The 21,872-nt window shown below is 42.3% G+C and carries 12 protein-coding genes and 1 other RNA gene; 9 read left to right on the forward strand and 4 right to left on the reverse strand.

Annotation, left to right across the window (positions count from 1 at the left end):
* Positions 1–186 (forward strand): hypothetical protein (locus QNI15_RS10690; RefSeq protein WP_314031716.1); only part of this gene is annotated, 186 nt, incomplete at its 5' end.
* Between the two features lie 1,346 nt (positions 187–1,532).
* On the opposite strand, the gene QNI15_RS10695 is transcribed toward QNI15_RS10690, so the two are convergent.
* Positions 1,533–2,543: a LacI family DNA-binding transcriptional regulator gene (locus tag QNI15_RS10695; RefSeq protein ID WP_313995175.1), complete on the reverse strand. Its 1,011-nt coding sequence runs from the start codon at positions 2,541–2,543 to the stop codon at positions 1,533–1,535.
* A 328-nt stretch (positions 2,544–2,871) separates the two neighbouring features.
* On the opposite strand from QNI15_RS10695, the gene QNI15_RS10700 reads away from it, so the two are divergent.
* The 6 genes from QNI15_RS10700 (at position 2,872) to QNI15_RS10725 (ending at position 17,291) form a co-directional block, all read left to right on the forward strand.
* Positions 2,872–5,913 (forward strand): SusC/RagA family TonB-linked outer membrane protein, encoded by a 3,042-nt coding sequence (locus QNI15_RS10700; RefSeq protein ID WP_314031717.1) that lies wholly within the window; start codon positions 2,872–2,874, stop codon positions 5,911–5,913.
* A 108-nt stretch (positions 5,914–6,021) separates the two neighbouring features.
* Complete coding sequence (locus tag QNI15_RS10705) at positions 6,022–7,503, forward strand: RagB/SusD family nutrient uptake outer membrane protein (protein WP_314031718.1); 1,482 nt, start codon at positions 6,022–6,024, stop codon at positions 7,501–7,503.
* 95 nt (positions 7,504–7,598) lie between these two features.
* The gene (locus QNI15_RS10710; protein WP_314031720.1) at positions 7,599–10,232 is read left to right on the forward strand and encodes a glycerophosphoryl diester phosphodiesterase; all 2,634 of its coding nucleotides are present in this window, start codon (positions 7,599–7,601) and stop codon (positions 10,230–10,232) included.
* Positions 10,233–10,258: 26 nt separating this feature from the next.
* Positions 10,259–11,965, forward strand: a complete 1,707-nt coding sequence (locus QNI15_RS10715) for a sodium:solute symporter family protein (RefSeq protein ID WP_314031721.1) — start codon at positions 10,259–10,261, stop codon at positions 11,963–11,965.
* A gap of 81 nt (positions 11,966–12,046) precedes the next feature.
* Positions 12,047–14,938, forward strand: coding sequence for a glycoside hydrolase family 2 TIM barrel-domain containing protein (locus QNI15_RS10720; protein WP_314031722.1), 2,892 nt, complete (start codon positions 12,047–12,049; stop codon positions 14,936–14,938).
* Positions 14,939–15,008: 70 nt separating this feature from the next.
* On the forward strand, positions 15,009–17,291 hold the full coding sequence (locus tag QNI15_RS10725) for an FAD-dependent oxidoreductase (RefSeq protein WP_314031724.1): 2,283 nt from the start codon (positions 15,009–15,011) through the stop codon (positions 17,289–17,291).
* Positions 17,292–17,461: 170 nt separating this feature from the next.
* Here the strand turns inward: QNI15_RS10725 and ssrA are convergent.
* From ssrA to fbaA, 3 genes are all read right to left on the reverse strand, one after another.
* Positions 17,462–17,825, reverse strand: a transfer-messenger RNA (tmRNA) gene (ssrA, locus tag QNI15_RS10730).
* Between the two features lie 131 nt (positions 17,826–17,956).
* On the reverse strand, positions 17,957–19,060 hold the full coding sequence (locus QNI15_RS10735) for a sensor histidine kinase (protein ID WP_314031725.1): 1,104 nt from the start codon (positions 19,058–19,060) through the stop codon (positions 17,957–17,959).
* A 213-nt stretch (positions 19,061–19,273) separates the two neighbouring features.
* Positions 19,274–20,347: a class II fructose-bisphosphate aldolase gene (gene fbaA / locus QNI15_RS10740; RefSeq protein ID WP_313977024.1), complete on the reverse strand. Its 1,074-nt coding sequence runs from the start codon at positions 20,345–20,347 to the stop codon at positions 19,274–19,276.
* 208 nt (positions 20,348–20,555) lie between these two features.
* On the opposite strand from fbaA, the gene QNI15_RS10745 reads away from it, so the two are divergent.
* Together QNI15_RS10745 and QNI15_RS10750 are read left to right on the forward strand one after the other, a co-directional pair.
* A complete protein-coding gene (locus QNI15_RS10745) occupies positions 20,556–21,134 on the forward strand; it encodes a DUF6452 family protein (protein WP_314031727.1) in 579 nt (192 codons plus the stop codon).
* On the forward strand, positions 21,082–21,843 hold the full coding sequence (locus QNI15_RS10750; RefSeq protein WP_313995201.1) for a DUF6048 family protein: 762 nt from the start codon (positions 21,082–21,084) through the stop codon (positions 21,841–21,843). The genes QNI15_RS10745 and QNI15_RS10750 overlap by 53 nt, the downstream gene beginning before the upstream one ends.
* Positions 21,844–21,872 lie beyond the last annotated feature (29 nt).

Here is a 21,872-nt window from a genome sequence, read left to right on the forward strand (position 1 = left end):
GGTTTAATTAAAGATCATTTGCTACTTTTTCTACTTAATCCCACCATATATATGGTAGATTATCAACAACTTATTGAAAGAATTAAAAAATACAAGATCCCTTGGCGACCAGGACGTACCTTCCCTAGACCCAGACAGAAAAGTTCCCGACGAAAATTTCCTACTCATAAACGATCTGGATTGTAAACAGTCCTTAAGTTGACAGCATTGAGCGGACGCTTGTGTCCATTTTGAAAGCAGCATCCGCTGCGTTGGTCGGTAAAACCCTGTTTGGGGGCTATCACGAATCTAGATAAGGTACCACCCATCTGAATAACGTACCATACACCTGAGCTTGGCTCTCTTTGTCCCAACGCAACGGACGTTGCTTTCAAATTAGGTCCGAACGGACGTTCGAACCAGTGCTCTCTTTTAAAACATTTATTTCCAGAAAAGTTATGGGACAGGATAAGGGGCCTTATCCTGTCCCATAACTTTTTCAGAAACATGGTTTGTAAATAAAGAAGAAAACACTCTTCCTGTCCTCCTGAAAGGATCTCTTGACAAATAGAGCCATGCATGGTTTGTGAGAAAAACAAATACATTCCAAATCCAAAGGCCGCCGGTCTTGCCACGAGATCCTTTCAGGAGGACAAAAAAGGGGGTAAGGGCACAAAAAAGAGATTATCCCCTAAAAGCTGCAAAATTGAAAAAGTTATGGGACAAGATAAGGATAAGGGGCGAGCCCTGCCCCTACATGGTTCTGATGACCCCATTGGGTGTGTTTGATTGTGTCTGAAATGCCCTGTATCGACATAGAAATACTCCAGGCAACACCCTAACCACTCCCATTGATCGATTTAAAGCGCCTTTAATCGCGTTTTGAGAGGTGTTGTTGTTCATGTGTAGCAAGTCTGTTTGTCTGAATCACAGATGACACGGATTAGAGGATTTTACGGATTTTTATGTGCTCTATTTGTGCTATTCGCGTCTTGGATATATTTGTCAAACTCTACAGATGGTTGATTAGTGGATGACTAGTCGGCTGTTTTTTTAATCCGTGAAATCTGTGCCATCTGTGTCATCTGTGATTCAGACAATAGTTGTGTTTTTAGTAATTCAATTTGTACTTATCTTACTTTATGGGTAAGGTGGGTAAGATGCGGGTAAGATCCTGGGTAAGATTAACTGACTGATACTAAGGGCGGGTAGGATGGGTAAGATTCGCTCTATATATTATATAGATATATTATTCTATTTATAGTATATATAGAGCTCTATATTCTCTTTTTTCTTTTTATATAGAAAAGTTTCGAGCCAAAAAAGCCACCCATCTTACCTCTATTGATTATCAAATAGTTACGCTTACCCAATAATCTACCCAGTTTACCTATTCTGCCCAATTGTGTATATCTGGTAGCTTCGCTCTTTGACCCAATAGCCGTATCGCTTTTGGTTTCCAGTACACCTGTCTGAGAGGCAAGTCTTTCTGAAAGTTGTGAGGATTCCTGTCTGAATTTTCACAAACAATGGTATAAAAGTGATTTAGAAACTCAGACTGTTGACCTTCTGATAATCAGTTCCGTTTTTAATTGCTTTATGATGGGTTTGTCGCAATCGGTTTCGATCTGGTTGATCAATAAGCGGGCAGCGGTGCTTCCGACATCCTGCACTGGTTGAGCCACTGTGGTTAGACTAGGCTCAATATAGGCTGAATAATAATCATTGCTGAATCCAACAACAGCAATATCATCGGGAATGCGCAGGCCACGTTGTTTGATTACTTGTATAGCTTGAATGGCTGTTGGATCATTAATACAAAAAAGAGCATCAGGTCTATTTGCGAGATTCAGCAAATGATTGACATAGATATCCACTTTCTCCATAGTCAGGTCATAGGATATAATCAGCGATTCGTCTGAGGGGATGCCATAGCGGCGTAGTGCGTCCCGGTATCCGTCAAGCCGTTTGCGGCTGATTGCCAATGTAGCAGGCCCAGCCAGATGGGCAATTCGTTTCCTTCCTGTTGTAATGAGATGTTCTGTGGCTCGGTAGGCTCCTTCATAATCATCTACAATCACTTTTGGTACTTCCATGTCTTCGCACACCCGGTTAAAGAATACGACTGGAATGCCTTTGCGCTGAAATATTTTTAAATGGTCATAATTAAGTGTCTCCTTAGTCAGCGAGACTAACAGTCCATCTACCTGGCTAGCCAGCAACAGACGCGCGTTGGCTACTTCCTGTTCGTATGACTCACTGCATTGTGTAATCAAAACCGTATACCCACTCGTTCTGGCTACCTGCTGAATTCCAAGAATAACCTGTGGGAAGAACGAAGACATAAACTCAGGAACAATCACACCAATGGTATTGCTCTTATTTTTGACAAGGCTCACAGACAGCATATTGGGTTGATAGTCCATCTGAACAGCCAGTTCAAGGACTGCCTTTCTGGTCTCTGGGCTTACTTTCGGATGTCCGGTTAGCGCACGCGAAACGGTTGACTTAGAAATATTCAACTGCCGGGCAATGTCAAGGATAGTAATCTGGTGCTTTTTCACAATAGAAAATCTTTACGACATATAATTTTTTCTAGTTGCTGATTGAAAAATTTTCTAGGCGATAGATCAGATAGTGCAACCGTTCCCACTAAATGCAACCGTTCCCACTCATATTTTTTCAGTAATGTATATGTAAAATATGAGTTTTAAATCAATTTTTATGAAGATTTCAATGAAATTTAATTTTCATCTCAATACCAGCAGCGATTTAACAGGCAGTAGTCCTACTAATCAATACTTAACAAAAGTTTATGAGTATGCAAGGACGAATCCTTTAATAAACCATTTTCTTGTACTATACCTATCTTTTACCTTTACTCATATTTACATGCAATACCTTTACCAATTCGTAAAACGGCCACTTCAACGGTTGTTTCTGGGGCTACTTGTGTTGCCCTTGTCTTATACATATGGACAGGTAGTAATTAAGGGCAAAGTCACCGATGACGCCAATCAACCCATGGCTGGAGTAGCCGTTTTTGAGAAGGGCTCAACGAACGGCACCAGTACAAGTGGTAGTGGTGATTACGCTATTACTGTTAGTAGTGATAAAGCAGTACTCGTTTTCAGCTTTATCGGTTACAATCCCGAAGAGATTACAGTAGGGAATCGTACCCAGATCAGTGTTAGCCTGGTTCCTGACATTAAATCCTTGTCAGAAGTTGTCGTCGTAGGGTACGGTACTCAGAGACGGGCAGAAGTAACTGGGTCTGTGGCCTCTGTAAAGTCTGCTGATATCACCCAAACTCCGGTAACCAATGTAGCTCAGGGTCTGCAGGCTCGGGTGGCAGGTGTGCAGATTACTCAAAACTCATCAGCTCCTGGAGGCAACATTAGTGTACGTGTCCGAGGTACCAATTCCATCAATGGCACCTCTGAACCGCTCTATGTCATTGATGGAATTCAGATTTCCAATGGTGGCGGGGTGAATGATGTCAGTCCGTTATCAACGATTAGCCCTAATGACATTGAGTCGGTAGAAGTCCTCAAAGATGCTTCCTCTACCGCTATCTATGGAGCCAGAGGTGCCAATGGGGTAGTGATAATAACTACCAAACGTGGCAAGGCAGGAGCAACCCGCTTTACCTATGATGGCTATTATGGCGTACAAAATGTTACCAAAAAACTGGACATGCTCAATGCTGTAGAGTTTGCCAGGCTTGAAAACGAAATTTACAAAACCAATGTATATGATAACCCTGAAAGCCTCGGCCAGGGAGTAGACTGGCAAGATCTGATTTTTCGGCAAGCACCAATCCAAAGCCATCAGCTTTCGGTAAATGGTGGTAATGAAAAAACACAGTTTCTCCTCTCTGCCAATTATTTTAATCAGGAAGGGGTCGTTCTTAATTCCTCCTTTGATCGCTATTCACTACGCCTGAACCTGGATCATACGCTCAATGACCGCTTTAAAGTAGGAACCAGTATTTTTGGCAGTTATTCAGTCAACAACCGTATCCGTACCGGCGAATCGTCTATTGATAACCCAGTAGTTACCAACAGTATGGTGGGTGCTGCACTGGGTGCCCCTCCAACTCTGCAACCGTATCGTCCTGATGGCTCGCTTTTTCCCTTTGCCGATCAGTTTAATGGCCGCTATCGGGAAGTAGTGAACCCGCTGGGATTTGCCAACATCCTGGACAGGTCTGGAACCATTCGTACGCTGGTCAACCTTTATGCCGAAGCTCAGATTGTCAAAGGATTGACTTATCGGGCTACATTTAATGTAGACCTGAGCGATGGAGCCCGTGATTATTATAGTCCTATTTTTATTGTAGCAGAACGGGATCGGAACGCCACAACGGGTTTTGGTGGGAAATACGCCGAACGCAGTACTACACTGTTACACGAAAGTATTTTAACCTATAGCAAAACAATTGCCCAGCATCATTCGCTAAAAGTGACAGGCGTACTTGCCAGTCAATCTAACAACTATACCAACAGTACAGCTGAAGCGTTTGGCTTCCCCAACGATGTAACTCTAAACGAAGCACTTGGCTTTGCACCACCAGCCAACCGTAACACCAACAGCTTTCGAAATCGGGAGAGACTCGATTCTTACATGGCACGGATAAATTACGGTTTCAAAAGCAAATACTTTCTGGATCTGACAGCCCGCTATGATGGTGCCAGCAAGTTTGGTGAAAACAATAAGTATGGTTTCTTTCCAGGCATTTCAGCAGGATGGCGTATTAGCGAAGAAGGGTTTATGAAAACTATTCCGTTTGTGAGTGATCTGAAATTACGGGCCAGCTATGGTTCAACTGGTAATGCAGGAGCAATAGGCCCATATGGATCACTGGCTTTGTTTAATCAGAGTAGTGGTTACAGTTACAATAATCAGCCTCCTTCGGTGGGTATTGCTCCTGTGCGTATTCCCAATAAAAACCTTCGTTGGGAACGTTCGATACAGGCTGATATTGGCTTGGATATCGGCTTGTTCAACAATCGTCTGAATCTGGTTGTCGATTACTACAATAAAAGGACCAAAGATCTGCTTTTTGTGAAGAACCTGCCGCTTTCATCTGGGTATGGTACCTATACTGGTAACTTTGCTGAAATTGAAAACAAAGGAATTGAGCTGGCTGCTGATGCTCATATATTAGACGGTGACTTCAGCTGGAATGTAAATGCCAATATTACCTTTAATCGCAACAAGTTGATAAGTCTGGTGGACAATCAACAGGAGTTTATTGTCAATAACTACAGCATCATTCAGGTAGGGCAACCACTAGGTATCTTCCGTACTTTCTTATTTGATGGCATTTACCAGACAGGTGAGACAGTACTTCCCGGATCTGATAGCCGTGTAGGTGGCGTCAAAGTAAAGGATCTGAACAACGACGGCCAAATTACCGGAGCTGATCAGGCCATTACCGGCAGCGCCAATCCAAACTTCATCTTTGGGTTCTCCACCAATCTGAAGTATAAAAACTTTACTCTTGATGCCTTCTTTTCGGGTGTGCAAGGCAATCAGGTTTTTAATCTGGCACGTTACTCATTCGAAAACCCACTGGGACAGCGCAACTTGCTGGCAGGTACTGCCAATCGGTGGTCACCGGAAAATCCAAGCAATGAGTATACCAATGGCTTTCAGGGTGGCCGTATTCCTATCTCTAACCGATTTATGGAAGATGGGTCGTACATACGTTGTAAAAACCTGACGCTAGGATATAACATCTCTAAAATCAAAGGTATATCCGCTGCCCGTGTGTATATAAGCGCCAACAATCTGTTTACTCTTACCAAGTACACTGGTTATGATCCTGAGGTTAATACGTTTGGTAATTCGAATGTGCAGGTAGGAGTTGATAATGGAGTGTACCCATTGGCAAGATCAATTCTGGGCGGAGTGCAGCTTACTTTCTGATCAAAAAGCTACCTGGAACCAATAGTTTTTTTGAAACATGATAATAAGTAAAAACTATCAGTCTTTTTAATTATACCTGACAACATTCACATATAAAATACCTGACATATGAAAAAATATGTTTTTAGTGCCTGTATCCTGCTCTTTGCATTAGGTTCATGTCAGCTAAACGAAACGGTATATTCTTCTATTGCCGAAAATAACTTCTACAAAACCGCCTCTGATGCGGAAGCGGGGCTTACAGCTGTTTATGGAGCACTGGGTGATCTTTACTCTGGGCCTTCTCCACTGATGATTGCCGATTTTAGTGCTGATCAGGTATATCCACGTCCAGTGGTGGGACGCAATACCTATACCTTATACAGCTATGATCCCAATTATACAACTGCCAAAAGTTTTGGAAGAGCCTTTGAATCACCTCTGGATGTATGGCAGAATTGCTATCGTGGCATTGAACGAGCCAACTGGGTTATTGACCGTGTGCCATCTATTGCTATGGAAACTGTCAGACGAGACCAGATCGTAGCTGAAGCATACTTTCTACGGGCTTTTTTTCATTGGATGCTAGCCAAAAACTTTGGCAGTGTGCCTGTTAAAACAAATCCAACCCTAAGTGAGGCAGATGCCTATACACTCAAAAGTGAATTAGCAGATGTTTACACACAGATTTATAGTGATCTGGAAAAAGCTGAAGCAGCTTTGCCTTCCTATTCAGCTGCTATACCGACTGGTCGTCCCTCTCTGGAAGTGGCTGCCGCTTTGCATGCTAAAGCCGCATTATATGACCAAAAATGGTCCATAGCCTTACAAAAGGCTCAGGAAGTTATTAATTCAGGTAAGTATAAGCTACTACCTGATGTACAACAGGTATATGGAGCCTCTAACGAACAAGTGGGTCGAGCTGAGAATATGTGGGCATTCGAAAGTGAAAGTGTTTCAGGTGGCCGCTCTTCTCAGATCATGAGTTTATATGGTCCTCGCAACAGTGATGGCCCCGCATACGGAAAGTCTTCGTTTGGATCAATATTCGCTTATCAGGCATTTTTTGATTCATTTGAGGCAAATGATAAACGTCGGCAGTTGCTTGATACAACCTATATCAACGTACAGGGAAAAGTAGTACACCAAAAAGATATTACACCCGTTACAACGCAAGGTGTACTGGTCAAAAAATACCAGGACCCTAATTCCAATGGAGGAAGCGCCGCCGCCAACATCCCGATTTTACGCCTGGCAGATGTGTACCTGATAGCAGCTGAGGCAGAGGCTCATCTGAACGGAGCTACAACTACTGCGTATCAATACATAAACATTGTTCGTGCACGAGCAGGACTGGATGACTTGGCTGAAGGGCTCAGTCAGGATGCTTTTATTGATGCAGTCTTACAAGAACGTAGCTGGGAGTTTTTTGCTGAGGGAGACCGCTGGTATGACTTAACACGCACAAATAAATTTTTGACTGTTATACCTGCTGCTGTCAATAGTGTATTTCCAGTTCGCACACTCCTGGCAAAACACAAGTATTTTCCTATTCCACAGGATGAAATCAATGCCAATCCCCGTATTGAACAAAATCCGGACTGGAAATAATTTTCTTGTGCTAGTTCTATCTTGTGTAAAAGAAGTATTGACTTCCAATACAATAAACTTACTTGTAGTGAACAGGTTCTTTTTGAAACATTCGTATGAATATAACTCACTATCTAAGGCTGTCTACTATAACGATATATCTGGTTGTCTTGTCAGCACAACTACAGGCAGCTGCTCAGACAAGCTTGACGCTTTCAGATGCTGCCATACAAATCACCTGGAAGAAAGGAAACGTTGGGTATCAGGTTAACAAGGTCAGTGTGAAAAAAGATGGTAAGTCTACATCCCTGAATTTTCCATCCGGAGAGTATACTATTTTGTACTCTCCGGCCAAACCTGATTCCTTGCCCTTACTGGATCAGGTAGACGCCCATACAAAAAATTTTCCTGAACCGATTTATAAGTATATCATCAATACCTGGCATGAAAATCTAAAACCTGTGCCAATGAATACTGCGGGTACAGCCCTGCATTTTTTTCCTGAACAAGGTACAAAATCGGGTCAGGAGATTGTTTTTATACATCAAACCAAACAAGCTTCCCTGCAAGCCACCTGGAAGCTAGACGCCCGGTATCCAGGTGACTTGCTAGTGAGTATGCAACTCACCGCCCGTCAGGCAGGTTATTTTTCACTCGCAACACCCACACTGGCAACTATTTCTGAAAAGGACTTAAGCTGGGGTATTATACCTGGTCATTTGCAGGGAACAACCCTACAGAATGATCTCGTCCTTGCCTATGCGTATGGCCAAGGGATTCCACGACGTCCTATTGTAGTTCGTGACCGTACAGCAACTACACTGGCCCCTCTGCTGAGTCAGAAAAACGGACTTACACTTGCTGTCATTCCTCAACCTGGCACCAGCCGTGATCCCTGGCAAAAAGACCACAATACCCATAGCGACTGGCAACTAGGTCTATCCTTAATGAACCGCAAAGGACAATTAACGCCTACAACCTATCATCCGGTGCTGGGTGAAAAAGGTTCGTATCTCAAGGCAGGCGAAAGTCAGACCTTTACCTTTCGATATAGTCTGCAGGCTTCCGACTGGTACACAGTTTACAAACATGCCATTTATGATATATATCATTTCCGGGATTTTCTATCTTTAAAACAGACTCGGCAGTCCTTAACATCCCGCATTGAGTCCATGCACCGATATGTAAACAGTGATAGTACATCCCTGTGGCGCACTGAACAATTTAATGGACAAACTATTGGAGCTCAAGCCTACCTGGGCGGAGTAGTAGGTTCAGATAAGGATGCGATGAAAAATTCTGATTACGGAGCTATGTGGATGCTAACTACCATTACAGGTGATTCCTTACTAAACAAAACCCGTTTGCCTTATGCCCGCAACTTTAAGCTTATGCAGCAACAATCCGAGCCCGGCTTTTTTCAGGGAGCAGCTGTTGGGCAGTATTATCTTTCCAAAAGTCACCGGTTTACCGAAGAATGGGGCCCATACGTTGAGCCTATTGGCCTGACATACTATACAATGCTTGATATGGGCAATATCCTGCTCTTTGAGCCTAATGATGCCGAACTGAAAGACCGCCTTCGTCAGGGTGCCGAGCGGTTATTATCCTGGCAGTATCCGGATGGACATTGGGAGGTGGCTTACGACAGACAGAGTGAGAAGCCCCGCTTTACTGAGCTACAGGACTTACGTCCTACATTTTATGGATTGCTGGTTGCTTATCGGATTCTGGGAGATGAACGGTATCTGTTTGCTGCCCGTAAAGGTGCTGATTGGTTTATTCACAATGCTACTGAACGGGGAAACTTTCTGGGTGTATGTGGTGATCTGCGTTTTGTCCCCGATTTTGCTACCGGGCAGAGTGTACAAGCACTACTTGATCTATTTGATATAACGGGAGACAGTCGCTATAAGACAGCAGCCCTAAACACTGCCAGAATTTATACTGCTTCTATCTATACACATCCAATACCCACCAAAGAAATAAAAAACGTCAATGGAACGACCCGTCAGGATTGGGAGATTAGTCAGGTTGGGCTTAGCTTTGAACACGGCGGCAGCATAGGTTCGGCCAATATGCATGGTCCTATTCCGCTGGCTAGCCATGCAGGAATGTTTATCCGTCTCTTCGCTATCACACAGGACTCTCTCTTTTTGGATATGGCTCGGGCTGCGGCTTGGGGACGGGATGCGTTTGTCCATCAACCCACAGGAGTTGCCTCCTATTATTGGCGTACCATGAATGCTGGTGCTGGTCCATATCCGCACCATGCCTGGTGGCAGATTGGCTGGATTACCGATTATTTGCTTTCTGAAGTAAGTCTGCGTTCAGAAGGAAAGATTACTTTTCCGCGTGGGTTTATTACACCCAAAGTCGGACCACATCAAACATATGGCTTTGCCAATGGCAAAATCTTCGGACAATTGACTCGGCTATATATGCCTGATGGACTCATACAAGTAGATGACCCACAGGTGGACTACTGGACAGCGACAGCAGTGCAGACCCCACGCATATTTGTACTCTTATTGAACAATGACGATCAGGCCAAAACAAGTACACTCAAATTGAATAGTCAAAAAATACTACGCAATGGACAGGCAACTATACGATCAGTTGCGCTATGGGATGCCAAAGGCAAACAAATTAAACAGCTTGATACATCCGGAAAATGGGATGTATCTGTGCCTGCTTTCGGATTAACCATTGCAGTGATAGACTATGAGTCAAACCGTACTAACCGCTAATTCACACCAGATATTTACAATTTCTTATGAATCATACTGTTGATACGATTGTCATTTTTGTTTTTTCCGCTTTTGTTCTTGGAATTGGCTTGCTGTTTGCCCGCACAGGCCGTAATCTGAAATCGTTTTTTGCAGGCGGAGAGGCTGTGCCGTGGAGTATTGGAGGGCTGTCACTATTTATGAGTTTCTTTTCTGCCGGAACATTTGTTGCCTGGGGGTCGATTGCCTACAAACACGGATGGGTAGCTATCACTATTCAGTGGACAATGTGTATTGGGGCTTTGATTACAGGACTTTGGTTAGCCCCACGATGGAAAGCTACTGGTAATCTTACAGCTGCAGAATTCATCCGCAGTCGACTTGGGACCCAAGTACAGAAAATATTCATCTATGTTTTCATCCTCGTTTCAGTATTTATCAAAGGATCGGTATTATATCCGGTGGCTAAGCTAGTGAGCGTCTCACTGGATTTACCACTGGTACCATGCACTATTGTTCTAGGTTTGTTTATGATTGCCTATACTGCTGTAGGAGGGCTGTGGGCTGTAATGGTAACTGATATTCTCCAATTTGTGATTCTGTCAGCGGCAGTGTTTATTCTCTTGCCTCTTTCCTTACAAAAGGCAGGAGGTGTTGATCAATTTATTCAACATGTGCCATCAGATTTCTTTAGCTGGTTTGCAGGAGAATATACTATAGGATTTATATTTTCTTTCCTGATCTATCATATTTGTTATATCGGAGGCAACTGGACATTCGTGCAGCGCTACACCAGTGTAGACAGTCCACAATCAGCACGGAAGGTAGCTTTCTTGTTTGCAGCCCTTTATCTGATTAGTCCGGTTATCTGGATGCTCCCTCCTATGCTGTATCGGTCTATCAATCCTACCCTAAGTGGATTGGATACTGAAAATGCATACTTGTTGGTATGCAAGCTGGTACTACCACCCGGGCTACTCGGGCTCATGCTCACAGGTATGTACTTTTCTACTTCGGCTAGTGCTAATACTGCACTTAATGCGGTATCAGCTGTATTCACTAACGACATATACAAGGGGTTTCTCAAACCAGAAGCAACGGATCTGCAATTGATGCGCGTAGCCCGATTATCCTCCTGGTTTTTTGGGTTGGGAATGATCGTAATTGCGCTACTGGTACCAGCAGCTGGTGGTATGGTTGAGGTAGTATTGAGTATTTCAGCCATTTCGGGTGGCCCTCTGCTGGCTCCGCCCCTATGGGCTTTGTTCTTCAAGCGTCTCACAGGCAAAGCTACACTTTGGATAAGTGGTATAGGTCTTAGTGCCAACCTGTTTTTTAAGATTCTGGCCCCTTGGCTGCTTCACTTCAAGCTGAGCCGTACACTGGAAACATTCATTGGAATTGGGTTGCCATTACTGCTATTGCTCGGTTATGAGTTATGGGCTGTCCGAACTAGTAAAATAGCACCCGAATATGAAGAATATCTGAATAATAAACGTGCAAAAAAAGCTGAGCAACTCTTTGTGAAAGATGCTGAGAGAGTATCCATTGCCCAGCAAAATCGCTTTGGCTTGCGCATCATTGCCTTTGCGTTGGTTTTCACAGCTTGTATGTTATTTATACTGAGTCTGCTCACTACCTCTGGAAGTATACTAACAGCGGGCATAGCTGTCATCATTCTGTTTGCAGCCGTTATTCCCTGGAAGGCCGCCCGACGTAACACTGAACAAATTATTACCCCAGAGAAAGTATAATAGGCTTGCTTTAGAATAAGCAGTCTTATCAAAGAGAGCTACCACAAACCATTTTTATTCATTAGAAACTGAAATTATGTGATGAAGTATATAGTAAATATTTTTGTTTTATGGCTACTCTATGTTCCAGTAGTCCTATTCGCCCAATCTACCAGCAATCAGGAATCTTTGCTATTGAATGGCAAGTGGGATTTTCGTATTGATCCGGAAAACATTGGTGAGGAACGAGGATGGCATACCTCTGGTTTTCAGGCGACAGGCTGGGATGCAATGGAAGTTCCAGGTAATTGGGACCTATACAATCAGTATGCAACCTACAGTGGCAAAGGATGGTATCGTCGTTCGATAGAGATACCTGCCAGTTGGCAGGGCAAAACTATTCGTTTGGCATTTGAAGCAGTTTACCACGATGCAAAGGTCTGGCTTGATGGCACCTTACTTGGTCAAAGCCATAGTGGCTTTTTCCCATTTGAATTTGACATTACCAAACTCATAAAGTCCGGTCAGCGAAGTACACTGGTAGTATGTGCTGATAACACGTTCCGGCGTGGAGCTATCTGGAACTGGGGTGGCATTCGTCGACCAGTTTCCCTTATTGCAGCTAATCCAGTACATATTGAACAAATACATATTCTGCCAGTTGCTGATCTGAAAAGCGCTACTGCTTCTGTGACTGTTAAGCTACGGATCAAAAACAATACCGATCAACCTCAATCAGTAAAATGCGACATTGTTCTCAAAGATAAAAGTGGACATATACTAAAGGCCAGTAAAAATTTACCACCTTCTCTAACCATACCTGCTCAAAGCAGTCAGGAATATAGTGTGCAAACATCAATACCAAAAAGTGACACTCACTTATGGCATTTTGATGATCCGTATTTGTATACAGCTCAGGCCACACTTTATATGGCAAATACACTTTCTGGTAAGCAACCCAACAAATTGACTAATACTCTACCATTACTTCATATGGTGAGTGACCGGTTTGGGATTCGTAAAGTAGAAATTGATGGTCTGAGTGTAAAGCTTAATGGCGAGCCGGTACGGTTAATGGGCTATAACTGGGTACCTGATGACAGAACCACTGGCAATACGCTGCCCGCATGGCGATACCGTCAGGATATTGACCTGATGAAAAAATCAGGTGCGAATATGGCACGCCTCTCACATTTGCCATTGCCCAAAGAGGTGCTTGATTATCTGGACGAAAAAGGGATGCTGGTATTTAGTGAAATACCACTCTGGGGACGTGACCAGCTCGTAGATCCAGACAATCCACTCCCTAAACAATGGTTGAAAACTTTAGTCAACCAGCAATTCAACCACCCTTCGATTATTGGCTGGTGTGTAGGCAATGAAATTGGTTTTATCGGGGCCAATCCCAAAGTGCTTGAGTACGTTGAGTCTGCTATTGGGTATGTAAAAAAGCAGCTTGACAGTTCACGTCTGGTAGTGTATGTCAGTAATTCAGCAGATATACAGCAGCGTGATCCGGTACAGTTTTCAGATATGATTCTTCTTAATAAATACGGAGACTTAGGTAACAATGCGGATAAGGCGCACCAGAAGCATCCGGGAAAGCCTCTATTTTACTCTGAATATGGTTACAACCTTACTGGCGAGACTCCAGACCAGGGTGTAATCAATGGCACTAAAATGTTGAATGACATGCGGGGCCGTGACTATCTGATGGGTGGTGCGTTGTGGACTTTCAATGATTACCGCAGCCATTGGCAGGCTCATCAATCCTGGAATACGGCACCCTCTGGCAACCGATCCTGGGGAGTGGTCAATGTATACCGCCAGCCTAAGCAAGCTTATGAAATCTTCCGTCGCCAGTACGCTCCTATTCGTTCACTCACAGCCTCAGGTACGGGTAAGTCTGTAACAATTAGCATTGAACCCAGAACTGTACTCGATCTACCTGCTTATACATTGAAAAATTATACACTGGTCTGGCAGGCAACAGATAGCCAAGATCGCTACTTAGATGGTGGCTTTACAACTCTTCCTACTATCGCTCCTGGAAGTAAAGCCTTCCAACAATCTATTACCTGGAAGGCTTCTTCTACTCAGATTGCCAAGACTACCTATACATTACTTTCGCCAACGGGGTATGCTGTTTATGACACAACCGTATATCTGCAAAAGCCTACCCCACCTGTTATAAAGCAAATGATTACGGGTGAAGGAGGGGTACGCATCCTGTTTGATAAAGTAGCTTCTGCTCAGCAGTACTTTCTTCGTTATGGCAAAACCTATTTTTCATCTGTCAGTGATACAACTACCCATCATTTTATCGATATAAGCAAATTAGAAGCTGGTCAATCATATCAGTTCCAGCTAGTGGCAATTAATGCCGCAGGTGAAAGTATACCGTCTGCTACGGCAAAGACCACCCCAGAAAGTCAATTGCTACCTCCTATAGTCTGGCATGCTGAAGCAGCCAATAATGCTTTCTTTATTGGATATAGCTACGCCAACTATGATTATCTCTACCAGATTCGTTACGGAACTGACCCAGCCAATGAAGATACATGGAAGTCGTTAAAAGTAACTACCAAAGGCATGTGCCGCATACCTAATTTGCAAAACGGCCAGACCTATTATTTCCGCATGAAACGTACCGATCAGGCATATGTAGAAAGTGGATGGTCTGAAATGCATAGTATAGTGTTACCTGGAAATACTGATCCTCAAGCGGTAGAAGCTAAGGCAGTCCTGCGTTCAGGATCGAAGGCTGTGATCGCCATTCACCCAGTTCCACAAGCAGCCGGATACCAGGTTCGGTATGAGCAGGATGGCAAGACACAGTCTGTTATTATCCAGGGATCGTCGCTGGACTATCTACCCATTGATGGACTCAAGTCAGCAAAAAACTATTCATTTCAGGTTTCTACACTTGGGAAAGAAAGCTCAGGTATTGTGCAAAAAGCATCTACACAGATAGGAGATTTATTAACAAGGTAGATTCTGCCATTTTAAAAGATATTATTCTCTTGGCCTAGTAGCCAGACAAATCTGATTTCTATTCAAAGCTATGATAAAACAAGACGCAACTGATCATCGACAGCTACATATTGAGTCATACCAGGCTGATCTGGTTGTAGTCGGGGGTGGACTTTCCGGCACATGTTGTGCCATTACGGCTGCCCGTGCAGGCATCCGGGTCATTTTGGTACAGGACCGTCCTGTGCTGGGTGGTAACTCTTCCAGTGAAGTTCGATTGTGGGTGTTGGGTGCTACCTCTCATATGGGGAATAACAACCGATGGGCCCGCGAAGGGGGTTTAATTGATGAGATTCTACTGGAAAATACATACCGAAATCCAGAAGGTAACCCGGTTATTTTTGATACTGTACTACTTGAAAAAGTAATGCTGGAGCCTAACATCAGATTACTACTCAATACGGCTGTTTTTGATGTAACAAAATCCGATGCTCAGACTATAAGCAGTGTTAAGGCATTTTGCAGTCAGAACGGGACACTTTATGAGCTTTCAGCGCCGCTGTTCTGTGATGCATCCGGAGACGGAGTAGTTGCCTTTAGTGCGGGTGCTGCCTTTCGCATGGGAGCTGAGTCTACAACAGAATTTGGCGAAAAATTTGCCCCATCCACTGAATATGGCGAGTTGTTGGGTCATTCAGTTTATTTTTATACCAAAGATACTGGCAAGTCGGTGCGTTTTGTGCCTCCTGCCTATGCCTTACAGGATATTACTCAGATTCCCCGCTATCGCCGATTTACGGCCAAAGAACAAGGCTGTCAGCTTTGGTGGCTTGAATATGGCGGACGGCTTGATACAGTACACGATACCGAAGCGATCAAGTGGGAACTCTGGAAAGTTGTTTATGGTGTATGGCACTATATCAAAAACTCAGGCAACTTCCCTGAGGCTGATACCATGACACTTGAATGGGTGGGCACTATTCCCGGCAAACGGGAAAGCCGTCGCTTTGAAGGAGATTACATGATCTGTCAGCAGGATATTGTTGAACAAAGAACACATTATGACGCCGTTGCTTTTGGTGGCTGGAGCATTGACCTGCATCCAGCCGATGGCGTATTTTCTGAAAAACCTGGCTGTAATCAGTGGCATAGCAAAGGTATTTACCAGATTCCTTACCGTTGCCTTTACAGTCGTAATATTACCAATCTGTTTATTGCAGGCCGTATCATTAGTGCCACGCATGTTGCCTTTGGCTCTACACGGGTAATGGGAACGAGTGCCTATGGAGCCCAGGCTGTAGGTATGGCGGCTGCTTTATGTTATAAAGGTCAGTTAGTACCCCGCCAGCTCACAGAAATAGATCATATAAAAGTATTGCAGAACGAGTTACAAAAAACAGGGCAGTACATCCCTGGATTTAAGTTAGTTGATCCTGCGGACTTGGTACAAAATGCTCAGATTAGTGCCTCCAGCGAACTTGTATTGACTGAACTACCTACCAACGGAGAGTGGTTTGCTCTGCAGGACAGTGCAGCTCAGCTCTTACCTTTGCGCTCAGGAACACCTATGCCAGAAATTGTTACCTGGGTACATGCCAGTGCTGATACAGAGCTCGTGGTTGAACTTCGGCGTTCTGGTAACGCCACTAATCACACACCTGAAGTAATCTTAAGCAGACAGAGCATTCATATACAATCGGGCAGACGAAGCATTCATTTGAATTTTAATGTCAGTGTTGAAGAAGACACCTATGTGTTTATATGCTTTCTCAAAAACCCACTGATCGAAATGTGTTACAGTAATGTACGTATTTCCGGAATCCTATCTGCTTTCAATAAAACTAATCCGGCTGTGTCTAATTATGGCAAGCAGCAGCCAGTGGAAGACCTGGGAGTAGATGCATTTGAGTTTTGGTGTCCGGATCGTCGTCCTAATGGTAAAAACATTGCTATGCAAATTAATCCAGGTATTGCTTTATTTAAGGCAGATAATGTTCGTAATGGTATTGCTCGTCCTACAAATCAACCCAATGCCTGGATAGCCGATTTGACGGATGAAAAACCCACCCTTTCACTCGAATGGGCAGATATACAAACTATTCGAAAAATAGAACTCAGCTTTGACACCGATTTTGATCATCCGCTGGAAACAGTTCTCATGCAACATCCCGAAACCATCATGCCATTTTGTGTTCAGGACTTCTCGTTGTGTAATGATCGGAATGAACGGATCTATGAAAAACAGGGCAATTACCAAACACGTCATACTATTCAGTTTGCTACTCCTATTCATACTCGCCAGTTAAAGCTCCACTTACAGAAAAGTCATCAGATGGTAGCCGTATCACTTATGGAAATTCGCTGCTATCAATGATATAAAGGATGTGATGATAAAAAAATCTACTTATCAAAAAGTAGAATGAATTTTCTTTAAGCAAAAGCATTCTTTGACTTAGTGAAAAAATGAAAAGCTTTTGCAGATCAGGCTTACCTAATCCATCAAAAACAAAAACCCTCTGAATATCAGAGGGTTTTATCATTAACTTGTGGAGCTGGAGGGATTCGAACCCTCGTCCGGACAAGGAAACCGTCGAGCCTTCTACATGTTTATTGGCTGGTTGATTGTCGGATTAATGCAAGGTAGCCACACCCCGCACATTAACCTTATTTACTAATACTGTATGTTGCGCGTAACCTTACAACACAAGACACTTACCTGATGATGCCCTGAGCGTTATCCCGGTAGTGTGTAGAGATAACAGGACACATGCGACTTAATTCTTAATTAAGCGGCAAGGGCGTAGTTAGATTCGCCAATTATAGTTCGGAAGAATTTTTAACAGGAGGTCCTTCCAACTCCCGACATGCTTACTCGCAGCCGCACAGGCCGTCAAAACCGGTCAGCCCCAAATACATTTTGAGTATCGCTACAAGAGATTACAAAATTCACACTTTTTTAGTTTCATTCATACTAGAAAAGTGTTTTTCTTTTAAATAAATCTGAAAATTCATTCCCACATAATACAACCTTATATAATTTTATACTGGATTCAATAAAGGAAGGGTAACAGAAAACTCCTGTCCGTTATCAACAACCAAGGGCTCTGGCTGATCTAACATGCGATATTTTGTAATAATTGTACTAAGCCCTACCTGGTTAGATAAGACACGTGTTTGTTTGCGTTGCAGATTATTTTTAACAATTAACTGTGCATGCTTCGTAGTTTCAAGTTGTATAATTAATCGTTTATCATGCAAGATCACATTATGTTTCACTGCATTTTCAACCAATAGCTGTAAGGTCAAAGGAGGAATTTGATAACAGGTATAATCTTCATGAATATTGATAATCAGATCCAGTCCATTGCCATGCCGGATTTTCAACAAATGGTAATAGGACCGAATAAAATCCAGTTCAGAAGAAAGAGTGGTAAGGTCATGATCGTTAGCTCTTAACAGGTAACGGTAAACCTGGCTTAACTCATTTAGGAAATGTTCAGCTTGTTGCGGATCTTCCTCTATCAGGGTAGAAAGAGAATTTAAACTATTAAATAAGAAATGAGGATTTACACGACTTTTTAACGCTTCCAGCTGATTGTGCAGACTGATCTTTTTCAATTCTTCATTCTCCTGCTCAGCCAGATAGAGTCGTTTGGTATCTCCACTTGCCTGTTGGATAAAAAACCAAAGTTCATATACAATAAAGAGCAGAATAAAAGAGAAAGTCCCCAACAAAAAATCGATCTTATAGATATTGAGAGATAACGTTTTGTGATTAAGTCCAATATGTGTTGTTTGTCCGGGAGATTCAAAAAAACCTTTTAATGTGCCATATTTAACTATATACTTACTTATTCCAGCTACCCAGCTTATAAGTGCCACACTCACTGTACCTGACAGGACAGTAAACAAAATCCTCTGAAGAAGATGTTTTCCCAAAGAATATTTTCGTCTGAAATAGATGATTAGAAAGCGGGAAACTTGCCAGGAAAGTATAATACTCCCCAAAAGAATCAAAACCCGAAGGACTGTAATGAGATTCCATTCTTCAATATAATTAACCTCAATTACGGCATTAAGAATAAACACCAGCAAAACTCCAGCAATCCGGAGCCATTTATCATTCAATCTATTCTTATTCACAAGGCTGATGGTTTTACATAGAGATCAACAAACTGTTAAAATTACACAAGCAAGAATGAAAAATCAAAGAACTTAGATTACGAGTGGTTATTCTTTTGGTTAACAGGCGTTTACAGCCTATTCTTTGGTAAATAAATTCCTGTTATCTACATAAAATAAAGCAATGACCAGGAAAAATAAAGCCTCTCAATAATTGAGAGGCTTTGTAAAATATTACAGTCTGTTTATTGCATTCAAATCTTCAAAAGCAACCTTCAAACGTTTGATCATAGATTCTTCTGCTTTACGCAACCATACACGTGGATCGTAGTATTTTTTGTTTGGAGAATCTGGTCCTTCAGGATTACCTAACTGACCTTGCAGATAGGCTTTCTTATCTTCATAATAATTTTTAACACCTTCCCAGGTAGACCATTGCATATCAGTGTCGATGTTCATCTTAATCGCACCATATTTAATAGCTTCCCGAATTTCTTCTCTGGATGATCCTGAACCTCCATGGAAAACGAAGTTAACAGGATTAGGACCAGTCTTGAATTTCTCCTGAATATAATCCTGAGAGTTTTTCAGAATGATTGGAGATAATTTAACGTTACCTGGTTTGTATACACCATGTACATTACCAAAAGCAGCAGCAATGGTAAAACGATGACTTACTTTAGAGAGCTCTTCATAGGCATAAGATACCTCAGCTGGTTGTGTATACAATTTTGAGCTATCTACATCTGAATTGTCAACGCCATCTTCTTCACCACCTGTAACACCCAATTCTATCTCCAGTGTCATGCCTATCTTCGACATACGTTCCAGATATTTCACACAAATCTCAATGTTTTCATGTAGGGGTTCTTCTGAAAGATCAATCATGTGTGAGCTAAATAATGGCTTACCATGTTGTGCAAAGAATTTTTCACCTGCATCTAACAATCCATCAATCCAGGGAAGTAATTTTTTAGCAGCGTGATCTGTATGTAATATTACAGGTATGCCATATAGTTCCGCCATCTGATGCACATGCAATGCGCCAGAGATAGCACCCGCTATAGTAGCCTGTTGTTTATCGTTAGGTACACTTTTACCTGCATAAAACTGAGCTCCACCATTTGAAAACTGTATAATAACAGGAGAGTTTACAGCTTTTGCTGTCTCTAATACTGCATTCACAGAGTTTGTACCTACTACATTGACAGCAGGAAGAGCAAAATCGTTTTCATTTGCATACCGAAAAAGTTCGGTAACCTGCTCACCAGTTACAACACCAGGAGCTATAGTTAGTGTGTTATTCATTATTTGTATATTTTAAAGGTATTATTTGATGAATTCCAGAAAAAAACTTTTCCTCTGCAAATCAGGGCCAAAATATCCGCATTTTTTCGATAAGTCCCTACTTTTGCGGAACAATTCTTGTTGAGAAATTATACCTACATCCTACTCAATGTATCTATAATAGAAACAGTTTACTATTTTTGCCAGATCCTTTTTGACTTCTGTTTACATGTTTTATATACAAGTTAAACGCTTTCTTTTTTTAGGAATCCTGATTTGTGGGTTTCTTAGTGCCTGCACAGATTCGGAATGTACTGTCAGTACAGATCCTCGTTTGCGTATCCGCTTTCTGGTGCGTGTTGCAAGAATTACAAATGGGACAACTACCTATACTCAGAAAGATACAACTATACGGATTATCAGTGTAACCGGTATAGGCAATCCTTCTGCCTATCCGGTAAGCCAGATTGGCGATGATACACTCACATCAGGAAATATTGTTGCTTACTTATCGCAAATTTCAAACACTACATCATTGGTAATCAAATGGGATACAGCAGGTGTTGCCGCAAACAGAAATGAAACCTCTGTTTTTACAGATACACTAAAAATTAAGTATAAGCCACAACCTTATTTTGTCTCAGAAGGATGTGGTTTTAATTACAAATACACAGACATAGAACTTACTAAAGAAACTTTTACCAGTTCCACATCCCAACAGATAAGAACTGTCACAGTCGCCAACTCAACTGCTGATGAAACTTTACAACCCAATATCAATATCATTTTTAACCATCGTACTAAGTAGTTTTCTCACTGCACTTTATACACCTGCTTATTCACAGAAATCTGCCTCTGACACCATATTATCCAATGGTTTACGGATAGGATTTGATTTGGGCAGGATAGCAAACTTTTACATGAAGAATCAGAAGAACTTTTCATTAGAAGGAAGTGCAGATATAGGGTATCAGCGTTGGTTGGGAGTAGCTGAATTAGGCTATGCCAATATTAAAAGTAGTAAAGACCAGGTTTATGACTATAATAGCAATGGTATTTATGGTCGTGTAGGAGTTGAAAGAAACTTATTAAAGGGTGGAGATGATGTAGTATTCTGGGGACTCAGATATGGTATCAGCCAGATGAATTACTCCTATGGGTATTATAATGTCATTGATACAATCTGGGGAGGCACAAGTGGGAGTATTCCCAAAACTTCCGCCACTCAGCATTGGGGAGAACTGGTTGGAGGTATTAAAGGATTGGTATGGAACAACTTTTATCTGGGATTCACATTACGTTTTCGTTTCAAAATCAGTGGAAGCTATAATGCGGATCTAGGTCCGATAATCATTCCTGGCTATGGTGCAGCAGATAAATCTACAGCCTTTGGAGCTAACTATTATATCTCGTATCGAATTCCTTTCAAAAAACCAGCGACATTCCCTAAAAAGAAGAAGGTCAAAAAGGATAAAAAAGGTGCTCCTTTATTACCAGCAGTACCTGCAAAGAAGTAATACTTTATTTGTAAAAGACTTTTCCATTT

Source organism: Xanthocytophaga flava, from assembly GCF_030068545.1.
Lineage (GTDB): Bacteria > Bacteroidota > Bacteroidia > Cytophagales > 172606-1 > Xanthocytophaga > Xanthocytophaga flava.